Raw genomic sequence first — 15,310 nt, 5'->3', positions numbered from 1 at the left:
ACTTCACTATGTCATGTTTTGAGTTACTCATCAAAAGGTTGCGGGGGGTGCCGGACGACGTAGGGGTGACGGGAGGGTGAACCCTCGGGGAGGGCGGCTTCCCCCTCCTCACCCTCTAGCGCCGCGGCAAACGCTCTCCACTACATCCATGCCGCGATCCGCACGGTTTTTCCTTGTTTTCTGGTCGTTCTGCACCACAGATGTTCCCACCCGCTGTCCAGCGGCGCGTCCGTTCGCGCGGGCCATCGACGACGCCGCCCGCGGCCTCCGCGGCGCCCAATGGCGGGCGGCCGTACTACCTGTCCGGGTGCTTCACGGCAAGGTACAAACCCGCGAGCCCACAGAGGGTCTCCAACAGGGGCAGGTCACACTGTCACGAGTTCGTGCACCAGACCCATTTGGTTCCCCTGGTCGGCCGGCACCAGATCCGGGAACCTTCAGCTCACAAAAGGCGGCGAAGAAAACAGCTTCTCATTGCCCCCCTCGTAGACTGCACGGTAGACCCCCGCCCCACCGAGTAAGGCAGCCACCCACCGTGTTTAACCACGCGTCCTTCATCTGGGGTGCCGCGGACATCCTGCGCGGCACCTATAAGCAGCATCAGTACGGGGATGTGATCCTGCCGTTCACGGTCCTGTTCCGCCTGGACGCTGTGCTGGCCCCCACCAAAGAGGACGTCCTCGAGGCCATCGGCCCCACCTACGTGGACACTGAGCCGCCCCTGGCGATGATCCGCAACCGCACCAAGCAGGCCGGCAACGAGCACACGTACAACTTCTTCAACCGCTCCCGCCACACCCTCAAGACTTTGCAGGGTGACCCCGACAACCTCGAGGAGAACCTGCGGGACTACGTCAACGCCTTCTCGGAGAACGTGCGCGAGATCTTCCAGAAGTACGAGTTCGAGCAGACCATCTCCGGCCTCGCCCAGCACGATCTACTCCTGCAGGTCCTGCAGCACTTCACCAAGGCCAACCTGCACCCGGACGCGGTGTCCAACGAGCAGATGGGCCACATCTTCGAGGAACTGATCCGCAAGTTCGCGGAGGCGTCCAACGAGACCGCGGGTGAGCACTTCACCCCGCGCGAGGTCATCGACCTCATGGTCACGCTGCTGCTCCACGACGACGAGGAGCTCACCACCCCCGGCATCGGCCGCGACGTCTACGACCCCACCGCGGGCACCGGCGGCATGCTCTCCGCCGCCGAGAACAAGATCAAGCAGTTCAACAGCGAGGCCTGGGTCAACCTGCTCGGCCAGGAGATCAACCCCGCCTCTTATGCAATCTGCAAGGCGGACATGGTGGTCAAGGGCCAGCCCATCGACAACATCGTCCTGGGCAACACCCTGACCAATCCAGCCTTCGAGAACCGCACCTTCCACTACTGCCTGTCGAATCCACCGTTCGGCGTGGATTGGAAGCAGCACCGCAAGGCCGTGGAGACCGAACATCAGATCGCAGGGTTCGCCGGCCGCTTTGGCCCCGGCCTGCCCCGCGTCTCGGACGGCTCGCTCCTTTTCCTGATGCACCTGATCTCCAAGATGCGCGAACCCAGCGCCACGGAGGAGAACCAGTCGGCCGGCCGCGCGGCCATCGTGCTCAACGGCTCCCCCTTGTTCACGGGCGGTGCCGGTTCCGGGGAGTCCAACATCCGCAAGTGGGTGCTGGACAACGACTACCTCGAGGCGATCATCGGTCTGCCCACGGACATGTTCTACAACACCGGTATCTCCACCTACGTCTGGGTGCTGTCGAAGGACAAGGCCCCCGAACGCCGCGGCAAGGTCCAGTTGATCGACGCCACCGGCATGTTCGTGAAGATGCGCAAATCCGTGGGTTCCAAGCGCAAGGAACTCTCGAAGGAGAACATCAAGGAAATCGCCGACCTCTACGCCGCGTTCACCGAGTCCCAGCACTCCAAGATCTTCCGCACCGAGGACTTCTTCTACCGCACCATCACGGTCGAGCGCCCCCTGCGCCTGAACTTCGCGTTCACCGCCGAGCGCATCGAGCGCGTCATGGCCTCCAAGCCGGTCGCCAAGCTCCCCGAGGACGACGCCGCCGCGCTCCGTTCCGCCCTTCACACCCGGTCCCAGCGCGCGGCCGGTGAGGTCAGTACCAACAAGAGCGCGTTCACGTCGGAACTTCTCGATGTCCTGGTCGAGGCCGGGCTGCAGCTGAAGCCCGCGGTGCTCAAGGCCATCGTGAATGAGCTGAGCGAACGGGACGAGGACGGCGAGCTGCAAACCAACCGCGTCCTGAATCCAGAACCGGACTCGACACTCCGGGACACCGAGAACGTCCCGTGGGATCAGGACATCCACGAGTACCTGGAACGCGAGGTCAAACCCTTCGTCCCCGACGCCTGGATCGACGAGTCCAAGACCAAGGAGGGCGCGGAGATCCCCTTCACCCGCCACTTCTACGAGTACGTCCCACCCCGACCGTTGGATGAGATCGACCGCGACCTCGACGAGGTCCTGGGCCGCATCCGCGCGCGTTTGGAGGAGGTGAAGCGGTGAACTGGTCATGGACAGAAGCCGCCGCGGGTCGGGATGGGTCTTTGTCGCTGCCTGCTGGCTGGACGCAGTCAAGAGTCGGCCATGTGTCACGGATTATCAACGGAATGCCGTATGACTCAAAGTATTTCGGCACAGATGGCGAACCGCTCATTAGAATTCGCGATCTTTCCACTACTGATGTTGAGACTCGTTACAACGGCCCGCAACTCACCGAATATCGTGTCTCAAGGAATACGCTTCTAGTAGGAATGGATGGCGAATTTAATACTGGTCGATGGAGTCTTTCAGAGCCCGCATTGCTCAATCAACGAGTGCTTGCCATCGAATCCGGTCCATACTGGAGCAAATGGCTTGAATATTGTCTACCATTCGCTCTCAATGTTCTAAATGACCTGGCGTATTCCACAACCGTCAAACACTTGAGTTCCTTTGAAGTGGCCAGGGTCCGCATACCCACCCCGCCCGAGGGCGAGATGAAAAAGATTGCAAATTACCTCGACCACGAGACCGCCGAAATCGATGCTTTGATTAAGCAGCTTGCCGAAGTAAAGACTCTTATCAGTGACCGGCGGCGAACGATAATCGATAATTCGTTCGCGCACGCCGCGTGCCCTGAGGTCGCGCTGAAATATCTCGGGGTACTTCATTCCGGTCTCACGCTGGGGAAACGTTATGAAGTCGCTACCCAGAAATACCCCTACCTTCGCGTGGCTAACGTTCAGGCTGGGTACGTGGACCTGTCGGAAGTAGCAGAAATCGATGTCCCACCCGCGGTAGCAAGTGAGAATCGCCTTGAACCCAATGACGTATTACTAACCGAGGGCGGGGATCGCGACAAACTGGGCCGCGGCGCCCTTTGGAAGGGACAAATCGATCCCGTCCTGCATCAAAATCATGTTTTCGCTTTCAGGTGTAACTCAAAACTCCTTCCCGAGTACTTGGTTTATGCACTGGAGTCCACTTCCGCGCGGATCTACTTCGATCAGACGGCTCGACAGTCAACGAACCTAGCATCCACCAATTCGACAGTCGTCAGGAATTTCAAGTTTCCTGCGCCCCCTACTGTCGATCAGCACTCGATTGTCGAGCGCCTGGATCATGAAATGTTAGAAATGCAAGAAATGCTCGCGAATTCCAATAGGGTCATCGACCTCGCCCGCGAGCGGCGCGCCGCGCTCATCACCGCCGCGGTGACCGGGCAAATCGACGTGACCGCTAAGAACAAGCCTGCGGCCGAGCAGCTCGAGGACGACGTCGCGCAGGGTCTGCACAGGGAGTACGCATGAGTGCACCGCATCAGGAAAAACCATTCCAGAGGGAGATCGCGGAGTACTTGGAGGGGCACGGGTGGTCCCACTCCCGCAATTCCCAGGGCTACGACAAAGAGCGGGCGCTGTTCCCCGAGGACGTTCTCGGGTGGCTGCAAGACACCCAGCCGGAGCAGTACGCGCGGATCGTGCCCGAGCACGGGGATGACGCCGCGCGGGCCAAGGGCGAGCGCCGGATTCTGGACCGTCTGGCATCTCAGCTGGAGCAGTCGGAAAAGGCCGGCGGTGGCACCCTCAATACGCTTCGTCGCGGCTTCTCGGTCCCCGGGGCGCAGCGGTTCAGCATGCTCACGGCTCCCCCGGCGGACGACCGCAATCCTCGGATCACGGAGCGCTACGCGAAGAACCGGGTGCGGGTGGTGCAGGAGGTCGGCTACTCCACGCGGAAGAGCGACCGCATCGACCTGGTGCTGTTCCTCAACGGGCTGCCCGTGGCGACCGTCGAGATCAAGACGAACTTCACGCAGTCGCTGCAGGCGGCCATCGAGCAGTACAAGACGGACCGCACGCCAGCCGGTGAACCGCTGCTGACCCCGCATCGAGGTGCACTGGTGCACTTCGCACTCACCGAGAACGACGTCTACATGACCACCCAGCTCAGGGGCGCGGACACATTTTTCCTGCCCTTCAACCAGGGGCATGACAACGGAGCTGGTAACCCGCCGTCGCATGACGGTGTACCCACGTCCTACTTCTGGGAGCACATCCTGGACAAGGACACGTGGATCACGATTCTCACCAAGTTCGTCTACGTGAACCACGAGAAGAAAACCGATCCCCGGACCGGGCGGATCACGGAGTCCAGCCAAATCCGCTTCCCCCGCTTCCACCAGTGGCGCGCGGTCACCAAGCTGACCGAGGCGGCCCGGACTGAGGGCCCGGGGCAGAAGTACCTGATCCAGCATTCAGCGGGTTCGGGCAAGACGGACTCCATCGCGTGGACCGCCCACCGCATGGCCTCCCTGCACACTCCGGAGGGCGAGAAGGTCTTCGACACCGTGTTCGTCATTGCGGACCGGCAGGTGCTGGACCGCCAGCTCCAGGACGCGGTGGATCAGCTGGTCGTGACCACGGGAACCTTCGAACCCATCACCTCCGGTTCCGAGGGCTCCAAGACCGAGCGCCTGCTGGAAGCGTTGCGGGCGGGCACGCAGATCATCGGCGTGACCCTGCAGACCTTCCCGTACGCCCTCGCCAAGATCCGAGAAAAAGGCGGCACGTTCGAGGGCAAGCGCTTCGCGGTGATCGCGGACGAGGCGCATTCGTCGCAGACGGGGGCCGCGGCGTCGTCGGTCAAGGACCTGCTGTACCGCAACGACCCGACCGCGGCGCAGACGGGCGAGGAGACCGAGCTGGAGCCGGGCGCGGACCAGGACGCCCTGGTCCAGATGGCCGCACAGGCGGACGACGGTCGTCGGATCAGCTACTTCGCGTTCACCGCAACCCCCAAGGCCAAGACCCTGGATCTGTTCGGCGTCCCGGGTCCGGACGGTAAGCGACAGGCCTTCGACTTGTACTCCATGAAGCAGGCCATCCAGGAGGGGTTCATCCTGGATGTGCTCAAGAACTACACCACGTACGAGATGGCCGCCCGGATCGCCCTCAAGGGTGCGGACCCCGAAACGGTGCCCGAGGGCAGGACGGGGACTGCGGCGTCGTCGACCGAGGACGAGGTGGACGTGCGCAAGGGGACGCGCGCGTACATCGGGTTCGTGGAGCTGCACCCCACGAACGTGGATTCCAAGGTGGACGTGATCCTCAAGCACTATCAGCACACCGTGAAGAAGGAGCTGGGCGGGCGCGCGAAGGCCATGGTGGTGACGGGGTCGCGTGCGTCCGCGGTGAAGTACCAGCGGGCGTTCCAGAAGCACATCGAACGCGAGAAGCTGCCGCTGCAAACCCTCGTGGCATTCTCGGGCTCGCTGCCGGATCCGGATGTTACCGCGATCGGTAACGCGGCCGTGCCGGAGGTGACCGAGGCGTCCATGAACCCGGAACTGCGCGGGAGGGACCTGGCCGGGGTGTTTAGCCAGGAGGACCAGAACATCCTGATCGTGGCGAACAAGTACCAGACGGGCTTCGACCAGCCGCTACTCACGGCCATGTACGTGGACAAGCAGCTCTCCGGGATCGCCGCGGTGCAGACGCTGTCGCGGCTCAACCGGCGCGCGGACGGCAAGAAGAACACGTACGTGCTGGACTTCGTCAACGACCCCGCCCAGATCCTGGCGGCGTTCCAGGACTACTACGAGGACGCGCGCATCGAAACCGATTCGGACCCGGACCTCGTGGCCAAACAGATGACCAAGCTGGATGCCGCCAACATCTACACGCCCGCGGAGGTCGACCGGGTGTGGGCGGCGTGGTCGGACAGGAACGGCAAGCGCGGCGCGCTGACCTCGGCGCTGGTACCGGCGGTCGAGCGGTTCACCAACCGCTGGTCCCGCGCCGTGTACGACGACGACGCCGCAGCGCGCGACGAGCTCGACGAGTTCCGTTCCCTGCTGGGCCAGTACACGAAGTCCTATGCGTTCTTCTCCCAGATCCTCAACTTTGGGGACACGTACTACCTCAAGCTCTCCGTGTTCGCGGATCTGCTGGCACGCCTGCTGCGCGAGCAGCTGGACGGCGGCGAGCGCGAGACGGTGACTGCGGACGACGTCGTCCTCACCCACTACCGGCTCGAGAAGCAGCGGGGCGAGGACCTGCAACTGGAAGACGGCGAAGCGCGGGGTCTGCAAGGCATGACCGAAGCCGGCATGGCCCGCCAGCAGGAACGCGAACGCGCGGCCAAGGCCGAGCTGGTGGAGAAGGTCAACAGGTTCCTCGGGGGGCTGGATGCCAGCGATGAACACAAGGTAAGCGCGGTGGAACTACTGGTCCGCGAGGCCGCCGAGAACACTGACCTGCAGCAACAGGCGCGCAACAACACCAGGGCGGACTTCTCGCATTCCCCGCAGGTGCGTCTTGTGCTGGAGGATTCCGTATGGAATCAGAACCGCCAGTCCGAGGCGATCGCCAAGCGACTCCAGGAGCTCCCGCCCACCGATCTGGTGGAACTGGCCATGGCGTTCGATTTGTGGGAACGGTCGCGGGCAGGGTAGGGCTTATCCCTGAAAGCACGTGTTAGGGGGCCGCGAGGCCGGGGAGAACTCAGGAGTACGAGTGAATACGACACGACGCGGTGGCACGGGGGACGTGACAACCGCAACGGACGGGGCGCCGCGCAAGCGGCGACTGGTGGGGATCGATGCCACCCGGGGGCTGGCACTGATCGGGCTCATGGCCATCCACCTGCTGCCCGCGTGGAACGAACAGACCGGGGAGGCCAGCTGGTCCTGGCGGTTGTTCTCCGGGCACTCGGCGGCCCTGTTCGCACTGTTGGCCGGAGTGGGCCTGGCGCTGGGCTCCGGCGCCCGGCAACCACGCGAGGGGCGAGCCCTGACCGCTGACCGGGTGAGTGTCCTGGTCCGCGCCCTGCTGATCGTCACGGTGGGTATGACCGTCAACGCCGCGATGCCGGAGGACCCTCCCGCCTACAACATCCTGTTCTACTACGGCATGTTCTTCATCCTGGCCATCCCGTTCCTGCATGTCCGCCCCAAGACGCTGTTCATCTGGGCCGCCGGGTTCGGGATCCTCTCGCCCCTGCTGATGCAGCGCATGCTGGATGTCCTGCCGGAGTGGTGGTATTACAACCCCACGCTGCCCAATGTCCTCAGCAACCCCGCGGGCACGCTTTCTCAGCTTCTGCTGACCGGCAACTACCCGGCGCTGCCGTACATGACGTACCTGCTGGTCGGGATGGGGCTGGGCCGCTTGGATCTACGAGTAGTGCGCACCCAGGTCCGCTTGGTGATCGTGGGCGTCGCGCTCACCGTGTTGGCCCAGCTCGTGTCCGCCGTGCTCCTCTACGGCCTCGGGGGCTACTCCGTATTGCAGGAGGCATCGCGCTTAAGCGAGTCCACGCTCGACGAGATCCTGGTGTGGGGTACCGACTCGCTACCAACCGACACCGGGTGGTGGCTGGCCATCACGACCCCGCATTCCAACACGCCGCTGGCCATTGCGACCAGCCTCGGGCTGAGTCTGGCGGTGCTGGGGGTGTTCCTGCTCATCAGCCAGAAGATCGGGGACTGGCTCGTGCCGTTGTCCGCGATGGGATCGATGACCCTTACGCTCTACTCGGCGCACCTGCTGGCCCTGTCCCTCGAGCTGCATTATGACTCCCCCTACCTCTGGTACCTCGTGCACGTACTGGTGGCCGTCGTCTTCGCCGTCATCTGGCAGCGGACTCTTGGGCAGGGACCGCTCGAGCGGGTGGTCGCCTACTGCGCGAAGGGGACGCGCCGCCTCGTCGCCGGGCGGGGCGGCAATGCCAATCCTGGAAAGACCCGCAACTCCTAACTGGCGTCAACCTCATCCCGCGGTACCCGCTCTGGCGTTCGACCTATTGGAGCGGCTGCGGCAGAGCGAGGGCTGCTGATCATCTGGGAATCTCCCGGCCAACACTGGTCAAGCTGCTGGAGCAAGGTGATATCCCATTCACCAAGGTCGGAAGGCACCGCAGAGTCCTGCTGACTGATCTCATTGCCTACGAAGAACGCCTCGAGAAGACACGCCGCGAAGGTCTCCGACAGGCAACTCACGAGGCAGCGAACCACGGCACATACTTCGACATCCCGGCAGACCCGGCCACCCGGTAAATCCCCATGTCGTTCCCGGTGGTTCTCGATGCATGCGTATTGATTCCCATGCCTATCGCAGATCTACTACTGCGTCTGGCCACGGCCAAGCAATTCAGGCCGCTCTGGTCGAGAACTACGAGAGCCTCGTGCCCGCCATGACCAATGACCCCAAGGACAGACATGTGCTGGCGGCAGCGGTCCGTTCAAGAGCCGAGCTCATCGTGACATCCAACGAGAAGGACTTCCCGGCGACCGCCCTCAAGCCCTATGACGTTGCGGTGCGGTCTCCGGATGACTCCTTACTCGACCAGTTGGATTTGGACCCCTCAACCGTGGTCCGCATCGCCAAAGAAGTGGTGGCTGACATGCGGAATCCGAAGATCACGTGGAATGGGTACCTCGAGGGTCTCGCTCGCGTCGGCTTGCCTCTATTTGCTACGGAACTCGAAAAGCGGGCCGTAGGAGTCGGCTAGAAGCCAGTTCCAGGGGACACCCCACAATGCGGACTCCCCATCCTCATCGTCCCGGCCGTCGCTACGCCGGCGCTCGCTCCCCCACGCTCATTCCTCGAGTGCTCATGAGGGAACCCTATGCCGGACCCACTTCCCCGCGGGGCATCCCGTCACCGCAGCCAGCCGGGGTGGGCGTCACCCGTCAGCGCGGTCAGCCAGTAGTCCGGCAGCAGGTCCGCCAATCGCTTCCACACGACCGCCGTGGGATCGTCCCGGTCCGCCACCGCCGCCAGGACGTCCGGCCCGTACGCCGCCAGCCGTTCCCGGCACACCCCGCACGGGCTCAGCACGACGACGCTGCCATCCGCCCTGCGGTGCACACACACCGAGGCCACCACCCTGAGGTCCAACCGGTGGGCGGCACAGTACGGTTCGATCTCGTGGCACACCTCGACCGCGGCATTCGGCATGTCCGGGGCGGTTCCGGTGACCACGGTGCCGTCCTCGAGCAGCATGGCCGCCGCACCGTGCTCCGACCCGTCCGGAAACCGGGTTTCGAGTAGTGCCTTGCACTCGGTCACGACGTAGTCCAGAGCGGAAGTGTCCATGGCCGGAGCCTATCGGGGAGCGCGCCGCACGGGTCGATTGGCCAGTCGGCCAGAGTTGCCCGCGGTGCGACCATGTTCCGACGCCGGCCCGGCGGATGATCGAACCCTCGAACCGACCGAGGTGACGGTCGCACGGTGGAGCTGCAGCGGCGTCGTCTCCTCGCGGACCTGCGTGTCCACCAGGCCGCGATGCGACGTCGCGAGAGCGACACCCCGCCCACTGCCTGACATCTGAGGCACTCTCGAGCCACCGGGTGCACTTTCAGGCGCGTCGAGGCCAGGAATATCCGCTGTTCGTGGCTTCAACGTGCCTCACAGTCCGGGGGCTGGCCAGAACGTGCCTCAAAATGCGCACGTTGGTCCAAACGCGCCCCAGAGTTCGAGGACTGGCAGGGACCCGCCGCCGTCACCGTGACGCATTGCCCCACCTGACCCTCGGCGATACTGGTTAGGCATCAATCGGCCGGAAAGTGTCGTGGGTCACGCAATTGGCGGTATGAATGTACCCACCGGTCGAACCGACCCCCGCGCACCCTGCGGCGGCGTCGGGCCGGTGGGTCCATCGCATCACTCCCGTGGAGGCACCATGACACGAACCCTCAGCCGACGATCGTTGCTGGCCGCAGCGGCGTCGTTGCCCGTGATCGGGGGCCTGTCGGCCTGCGCGGGAGGCCCGCGCGCGACCGACCGCACGCATCAGCTGGTGTGGTCCACCTACGGCGTGGGCACCGGGACGTACAACGACCTCGCGGCGGTCGCGAACACCCTGACCCAGCGCACGGGACGGCAGATCCGGTTGATGACCTCGGACACCGGCATCGGGCGCCTGGCCCCGCTGATCAACGGCACGGCCCAGTACTCGCGCACCGGGGACGAGTACTACTACGCGTTCGAGGGCAATGACGAGTACTGCTCCGAGCAGTGGGGCCCGCAGGCGCTGCGCCTCGTGTGGACTCCCCCGGGCAACTACGGGGTGCTGGTGCGCAAGGACAGTGGCATCGAGACCGTGGCGGACCTCAAGGGCCGCAAGTTCCCCAAGCTGATCGCGAGCACGTCCATCAACCGCAAGATGGAGGCGATCCTCAACTACGGCGGCCTCACCGGCAAGGACGTCCAGATGGTGGACGTCACCTACAGCGGCCAGATCGAGGCACTGAAGACCGGTCAGATCGACACCCTCTACCAGAACGTGGTGGGCGCCAACGTCTCCGAGCTGGCCTCCCAGTACCCCATCCGCTGGCTGGGCCTGGGCGGCGGCACGCCCTCCCAGTACGCCACGTGGAAGGAGCTGGCGCCGATGGTCAAACCCGGCGAGTTCTCCAAGGGTGCGGGCCTGACCAAGGGGGAGACGGCGGTGAACATGCAGTACACCATCCCGGTGGTCGCCCGCGCGGACCGCCCCGCGGACGAGGTCGCCGCACTGGTCGCGGACATGGACCGCTACTACCCGGACTACAAGGACACCACCCCAGACGCCCACCGCTTCGGCACGGACCAGATCCAGCTCACGCCCCTGGTGATCCCGTTCCACGACGCCATGGTGGAGTTCCTCACCAGCAAGGGCCGCTGGAGCAAGGACCTGCAGACCCGCCAGGACGCCCTGCTGGAGCGCGAGCGCCGCATGCACGAGGCCTGGCCCGCGTTCTGGCAGGACCACAAGGACCGTGAGGACCCCAAGTCCACGCGCAAGGAGTGGGTGGACTGGAAGAAGGCCAACCTTCCCGAGCTCCCGGACACCCCCGGCACCCTGCCCGGCACGTCGTCCACCACCGCACCCTCCGGAGGCCACGCATGAGCACCCCGTACCAGCCTGCCGACACCGTTGGCCCCGCCGATGCCGTGACTCCCGCCGGCACCGCCGGGCCCACCACCGCCCCCGGGCCGGCCATCGACCCCCGCACCGGCGCTGAGATCACCGCCACGCACCCGCACGGGGGCGACGACGCCGCCCAGCCCACCATGCCCTCGGACGTCTCCCTGCACGATGCGAGCCCGCGCCTGACACCGTTCTGGCGCAGCCTGGTGATCGTGCTGACCATGGTGGGCGTGCTGCTGACCATGAACCAGGTGTTCTTCTGGAACGTGGGCGGGGTGACCATCCCCACCAACTCGTTCCTGTACCTGCTGATCGCGGTGTTCGTGCCGATCGTGTTCATCGTGACGCCCATCCGCAAGCACGCCCCCGGGGCCGCGGCTCGGCAGCGGCGGGGCGTGCCGTGGTACGACGTGCTGCTGCTGCTGGCCGTGGTGGGCACCAGCGCGTACTTCGCGGTGCATGGCATCGAGATCCAGGAGTACGGCTGGCAGTACATGGCCCCCACCCTGGCCACCGTGCTGAGCTTCGTGTTCTGGGCCCTGATCCTGGAGACCCTGCGCCGGGCCGCCGGGCTCGTGGTGCTCGTGATCGCGTTCCTGTTCTCCGTGTACCCGCTGTTCGCGGGGATCATCCCGCTGTCCTTCCTGCAGGGCATCTCCTACGACCTGCCCACCCTGGCCCAGGTGCACACCATGGGCGTGGACAGCGTGCTGGGCCTGCCCCTGCAGACCGCGGGCACCATCCTGGTGGGCTTCCTGCTGTTCGGCGTGGTGCTGCAGCACACCGGCGGTGCGGACTTCTTCCACGAGCTGTCCATGGCCGTGTTCGGCCGCTACCGCGGCGGCTCCGCCAAGGTGGCCGTGGCGAGCTCCGCGGCCATGGGCATGATGAGCGGCTCGGCGGTGTCCAACGTGCTGACCACGGGACCCATGACCATCCCGGCCATGAAGCGCTCCGGGTTCAGCGCCCGGGTGGCCGGGGCCGTGGAGGCCACCGCGTCCTCCGGCGGCTCCATCACTCCGCCCATCATGGGCACCGCGGCGTTCCTCATGGTCTCCTTCGTGGGCGTGCCGTACACGTCCATCCTGGTGGCGGCCACCATCCCCGCGATCCTCTACTACCTGGGCATCTTCCTGCAGATCGACGGCTACGCCGCCCAGCGCGGACTGCGCGGCACTCCCAAGAACCTGCTGCCGCGCGCCCGCCACGCCCTGGCCATGGGCTGGCCCTACCTCGGCGCCCTGGCCGTGCTCACGGCGCTGCTGTTCACCACGGACTCCGAGGCCCGGGTGCCGTACTGGGTGGTGGCCATCCTGCTGCTGATCGCCCTGGTCAAGCCCAGCGTCAGGTTCGGCCCCCGCCAGTGGGTGGACATGGGCGTGGACGTGGGCAAGACGCTGGCGCAGATCGTGGGCATCATCGCGGGCGTGGGCCTGATCCTGGGTGGGCTGACCGCCACGGGCGTGGCCCTGTCCCTGTCCCGCGACCTGGTGGCCCTGGTGGGCGACAACGTGGTGCTCATCCTGATCGCCGGCGCCGTGGTGTGCTTCATCCTGGGTATGGGCCTGACCATCTCCGCCGCGTACGTGTTCCTCGCCATCGTGATGGTCCCGGCCGTCACGGCCCTGGGCGTGGACCCGATCGCCGCACACCTGTTCGTCATCTACTGGGCGTCGGTCTCCTACATCACCCCGCCCGTGGGGCTCGCGGCCTTCGCGGCGGCCGGCATCTCCAAGGCCTCGCCCATGGCCACGTGCTTCTCCGCGATGAAGCTCGGCGCCGTGAAGTACGTGGTGCCGTTCGGCTTCGCGCTCAACCCCGCACTGGTGGCCCAGGGCGAGCCCGTGCACATCGGGCTGGCCTTCCTCTCCAGTCTCGTGGCGGTCTACGCGATCGCCGCGGCCATGGGCGGCTGGCTCACCTTCGTGGAGCGGCAGCTGCCCATGGGCCTGCGGGTGGTTCTCGCCGTGGGCGGATTCATGATGTTCTTGCCTGGGGCCCCGGTCACGCTCATCGGTCTGGCACTGGTGGTCGCGGCCGCGGTGCTCGCGCGCCTGCGCCGGCCGCGCAACGTCGTCGACCCCGAGACCGGGCAGATCACCAGGGTGCCGGAGGGAGCCGAGGTTCCCGACGCCGCCCGCGGCACGCACGGTACCGGCGGTGTCCCCGCGGGTGCGCACGCCCCGCACGAGAACACGAAGGAGAACGCATCATGAGCGCAGAGAACACCGACGTCCTGACCGTGGACGTCACGGACGGGATCGCCCTGGTCACCGTGAACCGGCCGGAGGTGCGCAACGCGATCAACGCGACCGTGCTGCGGGCCATCACCGAGACCCTCTCGCAGCTGGCCGAGAACGACGACGTGCAGGTGCTGATCTTCACCGGCGCCGGGGACAAGGCGTTCGTGGCGGGCGCGGACATCAACGAGCTCGCCGTACGCACGCCCAAGGACGGGCTGAAGGCCACCATGCAGGGCGTGTACGAGAAGGTGGAGCAGTTCCCCAAGCCCACCATTGCAGCGGTGAACGGCTACGCGTTCGGCGGCGGGCACGAGCTCGCCCTGGCATGCGACATCCGCGTGGCCTCCACGAACGCGCAGTTCGCGCTACCCGAGACCGGGCTGGGCATCATGCCCGCCGCGGGCGGCACGCAGCGCCTGGCCAAGCTCGTGGGCCTGGGCCGGGCCACCGAGATCGTGCTCACCGGGCGACGTGTGAAGGCGGACGAGGCCCTGGACATGGGGCTGGTGACCGAGGTGGTGGAGCCGGACGAGCTGCTGGTTACCGCCCGTGAGACGGCGCAGGCCATCATGGCCAAGGGCCCGCTGGCCATCCAGCTGGCCAAGACCGTGATCCGCCACGGCTTCGACGTGGACCACCAGACCGGGATCCTGTTGGAACGCCTGGCCCAGTCCGTGCTCTACAGCAGCGCCGAGAAGGCCGAGGGAACCACCGCGTTCCTGGAGAAGCGGACCCCCGATTTCCACAGTGCAGCACAGAAGGACGTGAGCAAGTGAGCGAGAACCCCCTGAAGGAGATCCAGCACATCACCGTGATCGGTGCCGGGGCCATGGGCTCCCAGATCGCCATGGTCTGCGCCCTCGCCGGGTACGACACGGACGTGGTGGACATCAAGCAGGAAGCCGTGGACAAGGCCTCCGAGCAGCTGCACTCCCGCATGGACCGTGACGTCAGCAAGGGCCGGCGCACCCAGCAGGACGTGGACGCCGCGTTCGAGCGCCTGACGTTCTCCACGGACCGGGACGCGTGCGCCGCGCAGGCGGACTTCGTGATCGAGGCCGCTGTGGAGGACCTGACCATCAAGCGTCAGGTCTTCGCGGAGCTGGACGCGGTGTGCCCCGAGCACACCATCCTGGCCACCAACTCCTCGAACATCGTGTCCTCGCGCGTGGCGGACGCCACCCACCGCCCGGAGAAGGTGTGCAACGTGCACTTCTTCAACCCCGCGCTGGTGATGAAGTGCGTGGAGGTGGTCCCCCACGAGGGCACCTCCCGTGAGACCGTGGAGACCGCCATGGAGCTGGCCCGCTCGATCGGCAAGGCCCCCGTGGAGCTCAAGAAGGAGGTTCCGGGCTTCGTGGCCAACCGCCTGCTCGGCGCTCTGCGCACGGAGGCGCTGAAGCTCTACGAGGACGGGGTGGCGGACTACAAGGACATCGACGTGGCCGCCAAGACCGCCCTGAACCACCCCATGGGCCCGTTCGAGCTCATGGACATGGTGGGCATCGACGTGGTCTACCTGATCCGGCTGGCCGAGTACGAGCAGACCGGTGACCCCGCGTCCCTGCCGGCCGAGTCCATCAAGGCGAAGTACGAGGCCGGTGACTACGGCCGAAAGACCGGCCACGGCTGGTACGACTACGAGTAGGAC

The 15,310-nt window shown here is 65.6% G+C and carries 11 protein-coding genes; 10 read left to right on the top strand and 1 reads right to left on the bottom strand.

The genetic code is table 11. The annotated features are described in order from the left end of the window. Positions 1-535: 535 nt before the first annotated feature. The 6 genes from A5728_RS08840 to A5728_RS08820 all read left to right on the top strand — a co-directional run bounded on the left by A5728_RS08840 (position 536) and on the right by A5728_RS08820 (position 9,013). Positions 536-2,524, top strand: coding sequence for a class I SAM-dependent DNA methyltransferase (locus A5728_RS08840; RefSeq protein ID WP_064846676.1), 1,989 nt, complete (start codon positions 536-538; stop codon positions 2,522-2,524). Continuing rightward, entirely contained in the window at positions 2,521-3,810 is a 1,290-nt protein-coding gene (locus tag A5728_RS14155; protein WP_156523421.1) for a restriction endonuclease subunit S, read from the top strand. The genes A5728_RS08840 and A5728_RS14155 overlap by 4 nt, the downstream gene beginning before the upstream one ends. Beyond that, positions 3,807-6,956 carry a type I restriction endonuclease subunit R gene (locus A5728_RS08830; RefSeq protein WP_064846674.1) on the top strand — a complete coding sequence of 1,050 codons (3,150 nt, stop codon included), beginning with the start codon at positions 3,807-3,809 and terminating at the stop codon, positions 6,954-6,956. Before A5728_RS14155 ends, A5728_RS08830 begins: the two co-directional genes overlap by 4 nt. Before the next feature lie 61 nt (positions 6,957-7,017). Then, the gene (locus A5728_RS08825) at positions 7,018-8,259 is read left to right on the top strand and encodes a heparan-alpha-glucosaminide N-acetyltransferase domain-containing protein (RefSeq protein WP_231885585.1); all 1,242 of its coding nucleotides are present in this window, start codon (positions 7,018-7,020) and stop codon (positions 8,257-8,259) included. Further along, entirely contained in the window at positions 8,184-8,558 is a 375-nt protein-coding gene (locus tag A5728_RS15120) for a helix-turn-helix domain-containing protein (protein ID WP_082943360.1), read from the top strand. The genes A5728_RS08825 and A5728_RS15120 overlap by 76 nt, the downstream gene beginning before the upstream one ends. 32 nt (positions 8,559-8,590) lie before the next feature. Beyond that, positions 8,591-9,013: a hypothetical protein gene (locus A5728_RS08820; RefSeq protein ID WP_197493136.1), complete on the top strand. Its 423-nt coding sequence runs from the start codon at positions 8,591-8,593 to the stop codon at positions 9,011-9,013. A gap of 149 nt (positions 9,014-9,162) precedes the next feature. On the opposite strand, the gene A5728_RS08815 is transcribed toward A5728_RS08820, so the two are convergent. Continuing rightward, complete coding sequence (locus A5728_RS08815) at positions 9,163-9,600, bottom strand: cytidine deaminase (protein WP_082943355.1); 438 nt, start codon at positions 9,598-9,600, stop codon at positions 9,163-9,165. 586 nt (positions 9,601-10,186) lie between these two features. On the opposite strand from A5728_RS08815, the gene A5728_RS08810 reads away from it, so the two are divergent. From A5728_RS08810 to A5728_RS08795, 4 genes are read left to right on the top strand one after another with little or no spacing between them, the layout of a single operon-like run. Beyond that, complete coding sequence (locus A5728_RS08810) at positions 10,187-11,395, top strand: TAXI family TRAP transporter solute-binding subunit (protein WP_064846673.1); 1,209 nt, start codon at positions 10,187-10,189, stop codon at positions 11,393-11,395. After that, positions 11,392-13,632, top strand: coding sequence for a TRAP transporter permease (locus tag A5728_RS08805; protein ID WP_064846672.1), 2,241 nt, complete (start codon positions 11,392-11,394; stop codon positions 13,630-13,632). Before A5728_RS08810 ends, A5728_RS08805 begins: the two co-directional genes overlap by 4 nt. Next, a complete protein-coding gene (locus A5728_RS08800) occupies positions 13,629-14,435 on the top strand; it encodes an enoyl-CoA hydratase/isomerase family protein (protein ID WP_064846671.1) in 807 nt (268 codons plus the stop codon). The genes A5728_RS08805 and A5728_RS08800 overlap by 4 nt, the downstream gene beginning before the upstream one ends. Next, the gene (locus A5728_RS08795) at positions 14,432-15,307 is read left to right on the top strand and encodes a 3-hydroxyacyl-CoA dehydrogenase family protein (protein ID WP_082943354.1); all 876 of its coding nucleotides are present in this window, start codon (positions 14,432-14,434) and stop codon (positions 15,305-15,307) included. Before A5728_RS08800 ends, A5728_RS08795 begins: the two co-directional genes overlap by 4 nt. Positions 15,308-15,310: the final 3 nt, after the last annotated feature.

The organism is Kocuria sp. ICS0012 (assembly GCF_001665945.1).
GTDB lineage: Bacteria > Actinomycetota > Actinomycetes > Actinomycetales > Micrococcaceae > Kocuria > Kocuria marina.
Note: the sequence above shows the minus strand (reverse complement) of the source record. Positions and strands in the feature narration are given on the sequence as shown.